This is a genomic window from Ancylomarina sp., from assembly GCF_041555295.1.
Classification (GTDB): Bacteria; Bacteroidota; Bacteroidia; order Bacteroidales; family Marinifilaceae; genus Ancylomarina.
Genome location: NZ_JBFFKR010000016.1, coordinates 25,792 through 32,193, shown reverse-complemented (window position 1 = coordinate 32,193; position 6,402 = coordinate 25,792). Strand labels below are relative to the sequence as shown.

Here is a 6,402-nt window from a genome sequence, read left to right as displayed (position 1 = left end):
TTTTCTTTACGACCTAATCCCTCTGTTAGGTTTATCGCTTTCTCTTTTCCTTTTGGGTCAATTTTCCAAATATCGTAGCGATCCTGAACTAGGATGTATTTGTCATCCTTCGTCCAACCCATTATTTCGTATGGTCTCGGATCACTTGGTGTATCGTGAGTTTCAGAGTAAAAGTTGTAAGGAATATCAGAGGTTAATTTTCGCGATTTTCTGTTTGCAATAGTGTAAATATTCCAAGTGCTATCAGCCGTTTCGTACCAGTATAAGAACTCTTGAGATGGTGAAATTTCAACTTTGGCATTCTTCCTTGTTAATACCAATTCTGATTGACCTGTTGTTGTATTAACTAAATAATAATTTTTGAACCAATCATTCCACGACTCTTCCATTTGATATGGTAAAGAAGAACTTCCTAAGGCCAAATTAGCGTTACCATGGTCGTAAAGTTTAACTTGAGGTAGACTTTTATCAGCAAGTTGATTGATTGTTTTTTTCTTGGTATTGTAAACCGCTAAGTAAGTTTTCTTTAGCTCTTTTTTAAGATTTACTTTTTGCTCCGACTGTAGAAGAGGATCTTTCCAGCTCCAAATATCCAGTTTGTATTTTTCATCATCTAAAAGTGTATCCAGTTTGTATTTTTCAGCTTTTGGTGCAATACCAAAATACAGTTTCTTACCATCCCTTGAGAAATCCAAATTGCTGTTCTCATTCACGCACCAAGCTTTGGTAACATCAGTGTTCTCTGAATCCAAAATCACTTTAGAATGCTTCAACTTCGTATCGAAGTATTGCAAATTGTACGTTTTCTGCTTAGAGGTGTCTGCTGAAAAAATAAAAGCTATTTTATCTCCATCTGCAGCAATGCTCAGTTTCTTGGCTAGTCCTACATTCTGAAAAAGTTGAATCGAATTCTTGTCTTCGAAATTCAGGATTGAAACTTTAGCTTCAGAAATACTATCCTGGCCTTGAGTGATGAATGATACTGCTTGTCCATTTCTTGAAAGAGCGTAATCACTTATATTTGGAAAGCTAATAATTTCGTTGGTAAGTAAGTTTTTAAGCTTTAAATCGCCTACTTCAGGTTTGTCTTTTTTTGATTTTTTCTTCTTTTTAGTCTTTCGGGCATTTTTAGTTGTGTCCTTCACTACTTTTTGAGTCTCCAGTAAAAAAGCCATCCATTCACCATTATCAATAGCTGTTTTGTAGGATTTTAAGTTGGCGTATTTCTCTAGTTTATGACTTGCTAAGTTTAAGGTAACTAAAGAATCTTTAGGTAAATCCTTCGATTTCACCTTCTTTAGTTTAGCTTGTCTGATGGTATCAAACTGAGCTTTAATCTTAAATATTAAATTTTTTGAATCTTCTGAGAATTGGGCATCGTATCCTCTAGGGAAGGAATCTAGTTTAGCTTTTGAATGCTGATAAAGATAAAGGTAACCATCACCTTTCTGAGGATTGATTTCGTAGCTAAGCCAATCTCCATTATTTGATATTGTGTGGCTTTTGATGTCTTTCCATCCGTCGTAATCGCTGTGTTGCAAGGCTCTTTTATTCGTTTGAGCTATACTTATCGATAGAAATGAGCTTACAATTAACGTGAATAATAACTTTTTCATTAGTTGAGTTGTTTTTGGTTGTGTCGCATAAAAAAATGCAAAGGCTATTAGCCTTTGCATTTGTAAATGTTTGATATTAAGTTTTATTCGATATCCAGATTGTCAATTTTCTCAAGAAGGTCATGAGTTGATTTTAGCAAATCATCGTAAATCAATTTAAAATGAGGCTTAATATCGGCCTTCTTATCAATTTTCTGATTGATACGTGCAACGTAGTTATTGCGAGCATCGGCAGCTTCATTCATAATGTTGTAAACCTCATCTGAATTTCTTTTCCCAAAGAACTCTAAATGAATAATACTACGCATGAAGATTTCGTTGGTCAAGAAATTTACGTCTTTTTTAAAGTCTCTTCTACTGGCCATATTTTAAAATTTAGTTTTATTATTGGACAAGCCTGAGCTTAAAAAAATAAGCTATTTGGCAATTGCTTACAAATATACACCAAATTATACGTATTTCTTATAATCTTGATCTTCTTCAAAAATGTGGTGCTTAATCTAATCTACAAGGAATTCCAGCATTCCCCCAGATAATTCTTTATTTGCATCAACAACTTCTTTATAAAAACTTGAGATTCTTCGAATAAGGAAATGGTGCTCAAATTTAAAAAGAGAATTTGTAATGCAATTAAAATTTTGAAATTTAATGTCAGAACTAAATCCTCAAAAAAATGTTTAATTTGCAAGTCAAACCTGAATGAAATAAGAATATGACCGAATGTTCTCAATACAAATATTTACACAACAGTAGACTAAAGGATACAAGCGAATTTCGAGTTGAATTCTTTAGAACTGGATTATCTCTTTATGAAGTAATCCGTGTTGTAAATTCGAAGCCCGTATTCTTAATAGAGCATTTGACTCGTTTGGTAAGTTCAGCAAAAAAGGTAGGGCAGTTCGTTTGGTTGAACTATTTTGAACTTGTTGAGAAAATTAAGCTAGTAATTGGTTCGAATGGCGTCGTTGAGGGAAATATTAAAATTGTATTCAATATTCATCAAAACGATCGCAACTTTTATTGCTATTTTATCAATCATATATATCCTACACAACAAGAATATCAAGAGGGAGTAAGCACAATAGTCTATAATGCAGAACGACGTAATCCTAATGCCAAAGTATATAATCACAAGCTTCGTACGTACACCAATACAGTGATATCGAGTCCCGATATTTTCGAAGTGATTTTAATGGATAATCTTGGTAATATTACCGAAGGCAGCCGCTCCAACCTCTTCTTAATTAAAGATAATACGCTTGTAACAGCTCCTGATAATGAAGTGTTAAATGGTATTGTACGTGGTAAAGTAATTGAGATATGCGAAAGAATGGGAGTGCCTGTTTTAAAAGAAAAAATTCCGTACAGTAGTCTTTCTAAATACGATTCTGCATTTTTAACCGGAACTTCACCTCAAATACTTCCCATTCGTCGTATAAATGTCCTGTCATTTGATGTCAATCATCATTTACTAAAGTTGCTTTTAGAAGTATATAGAAATGAGTTGGCTGACTATATACAGAAACAGATATAGGAAAATCTAGTCATTTGTTTTACGGTAAGGCAACCCTATTTCAACTTTTGTTCCAACTGGATTCTGAGTCTCATCATATAAATCGAATACTTTATAATCGTATTTGAGTGTATTTTGATTCATTTTATTCAGCAAGGATATTCTTTCTTGAATGATTTGCATTGTTTTTTCATGAGATGACTTTCGGCTTTCTGCGTCAAACTCTTTCGATTTCGAACGTCCAATCCCATTATCCTCAATTGTGCATCGAATATAGTTATTGTTTTCCAAATCGAAATTGATAAGAATTAGACCATCACCCTTGCTTGTTGAAATTCCAAATTTTATAGCACTCTCAATGAAAGGTTGTATAAGCATGGGAGGAATGTAATAATTATAAGGGTTTATTTCTTTGCTTAAGACAATTTCAAAAATAAAACGATCCATAAAACGCATTTGCTCTAGCTTCACATAGTGCTTTAGATATGCGATTTCGTCTGAAAGGCTAATGTAATCTTTATCCGCATTATTAATATTCTTACGTAATACCGTCGAGAAGTCAGATAGATAATCTAGTGCGTTTTCAGTTTCTTGTTCAAGAATATAGCCTTGAATCGAGTTAAGTGCATTGAAAATGAAATGAGGGTCTAGTTGATTTTGAAGTGTTTTCATCTTAAGCCCTAAAATACTAGTGTTTATCTCATTTCTTTTTTCCTCTTCCTTACGAATCTTACGAGCGTAAATTCTCATGCCTGCAATTATGAGCCCCACTAAAGCTGCAAATGTAATAGCATAAAACCAGAGCTTTTCCCACCATGGGTATGCTATGGATACATTGATTGAGAAAGGAACGGTATGTGCTTTATTTAGATGTTTGCCCTGAATGTTTAGGATAAATTCTCCACTTGGGAGATTGGAATAAACAGCTTGAGTATTTGAGCTCCAATCTGACCATTCTTTATCAAAGCCTTTCAATTGATAACGATAAGCATTCTCGCCTGAATTTAAGCAATTTTGGAAACCATAAGAGAATGTCAGGTAATTTTGATCGTGTAACAGATTTATAGGACCAATAATTTTGCTAGTCCAGTGGCAAACTTTTGAAGGATCTCGTAGCCAATCTTTGTTGTAAATCTGTATGTTCTTAAGGCTTAGAGAGCATGTGCTTTCTTCGGCCTGATTAACCATTGAGTTTGTGATTTTTAGAAGTTGAGTATTTGTTATTACCCAGATATTTTGATCGTTATCAACTAAAGAGTTTTTACCACTCCGATCGTAATATCCCTTTTTATGATCCCAAAAGTGATAACGAATTGTAGAATCAGGTTTCCATGATTTATAATCGAAACGATAAACACCTTCGTTTGTTCCACACCATAAATAACCATCTTCTATATACTGAAAGCCCTGTACTGAGGTGCCCGAAAGACCTAGGTTTTGGTCGATTACATCCAAAATATGAAGCTCATTATTTTCGTATTTTAATTTGTAGATACGACCATTATTTCCACCAGCAATCATATTACCATCAGGTAGAATAAGAAAGTCATTGATGCTATTATGAATCTCTGAGTTCTCCTTAGTAAATTGTTCAATTTTACTTGACCCATATCTGAAAAGCCCAACTTGTTTCGAAGAGAACCAAATTTCTTTTTTGTTGGATATCATCTTAGTCACTTCAAATTCAGTTGATTCTGATATCTTTTGTGTGAAGATTTTCTTTTGAAAGTTATGGCCTGAAAAAACAATAAATTCATTGTCCCATATGCAACAAAGCTCATTAGTATAAGTGAATTCGAATTTTTTTGCTGGACTTATTCCTAGAAAATTTATCTCGTCATTTTTCAAATTGAGAGTATAAAACCCCATATTCGTGGCCAACCATAATTGTGATTTACCATCATTTAAAATATCATATATCTGAATTTTTTGTTCACAAACCGCAGGTTGACAGCCTTCAGTAATAGTGCATAGTTTTGAAGTTGGAATTCGTTTTTGAACTCTATTTTCTTTAAAATATATAATCTCATTATTGGTTGCAATATAGATATAGCCTTTCTTATCAGTTTCAATATCTACGATAGAGAGATCATCCAGATGAAAATAGGATGCATCAAAGTATTGAAACATTGAATTCTGGAAATTTAGTATACCCTTATTTCTGGTACCTAGCCAAATATTATTTTCACCCTCATTTACGAAAATTGATTGTACAAAAATATCCTCAATATTATTTGACCCAGAGAAATCTTCAACTTGTTGCTCAAAAACTCTTAATACTCTTCGGTGTTCGATACCTGCAATAAAATACCGTACCAGATAGAATTTTTCATCTTTAACCTGACTAACTTGAACTATTTCACACTCAATTTCACCATCCGTGTGATTTCGAATTTTAAATGCGTCCTTATTAAGAGCAAGATTATTTATAAGTTGAGCTGTGTTAAATTGGTTGAATTCTATAACAGGAAGATACTCGTCTCTTTCTAATAGCTTGAGTTGGTTAGTTGTGAAATTGCATTCAAAGATACTTTGAGGTTGGTTTGATATAGCGTGAAACTTATTTTTATTTTTAACGAAACCTGAAATGTTTATTTTCACATTGGCTTCCAAGGGAGTTAACTCAAGTTTTTCTTTATTAGCAATTGAGACTTTATATGCTCCCTCTGTTGTTCCAATTATAAGTTGATTCAGACTCTGGTTGAAATAAACAGTTTGTATACCATTCTTTAGGCCCAATTCTTCATGACTGTAAATTTTAATGGTGTACCCATCAAAATAACATAGGCCTATATTGGCGACCGTTAGCCAAAGGTTGGTATCATTGTCTTCACATATTGATGAAATTCTTTCACCATAGAGCTGTTGTAATTCCTTACGAATAATTATTTTTCCTCCGTCAAATTCAAAAAAACCAGCATCCGTGGCTATCCAAACGATATTTCGGGAATCACAAAATATCTGGTGTATATTATTACTTGGTAAGCCATCGTTTAGTGTAAGTGAAGATCGATATCGACTCGACGCCTCTGATAGACAGGTGTTAAGCAATATCAATACTATTATGCTGATATGTTTTGCTAAAATCTTTTTAAACATTCTACAATAATAAGAAATATGCTTTAATTATTTAACTGTCAAGTTTGTCAAATTGCATTTATAGATAAGTTATATTAATTACAACTAAGTATTATCATGATTTCAGCATTTTTTTGATAGAAAATAGCTTTGGTAAAAAGTGCTGTTTACATTGAGATTGTTTAGTTTTGGATG

General features: G+C 33.1%; 3 protein-coding genes and 1 pseudogene. 1 reads left to right on the top strand and 3 read right to left on the bottom strand.

The genetic code is table 11. The features are described from left to right. Window positions 1-1,616: pseudogene (locus ABY905_RS02860) on the bottom strand (hypothetical protein); the annotation flags it as partial. 83 nt (window positions 1,617-1,699) lie between these two features. Beyond that, window positions 1,700-1,981 carry a hypothetical protein gene (locus ABY905_RS02855; protein ID WP_372640246.1) on the bottom strand — a complete coding sequence of 94 codons (282 nt, stop codon included), beginning with the start codon at window positions 1,979-1,981 and terminating at the stop codon, window positions 1,700-1,702. Between the two features lie 347 nt (window positions 1,982-2,328). Between ABY905_RS02855 and ABY905_RS02850 the strand changes: the two genes are divergently transcribed. After that, window positions 2,329-3,150 carry an aminotransferase class IV gene (locus tag ABY905_RS02850; protein WP_372640244.1) on the top strand — a complete coding sequence of 274 codons (822 nt, stop codon included), beginning with the start codon at window positions 2,329-2,331 and terminating at the stop codon, window positions 3,148-3,150. Between the two features lie 6 nt (window positions 3,151-3,156). Here the strand turns inward: ABY905_RS02850 and ABY905_RS02845 are convergent, their stop codons facing one another. Then, window positions 3,157-6,228, bottom strand: a complete 3,072-nt coding sequence (locus tag ABY905_RS02845) for a histidine kinase (protein ID WP_372640242.1) — start codon at window positions 6,226-6,228, stop codon at window positions 3,157-3,159. Window positions 6,229-6,402: the final 174 nt, after the last annotated feature.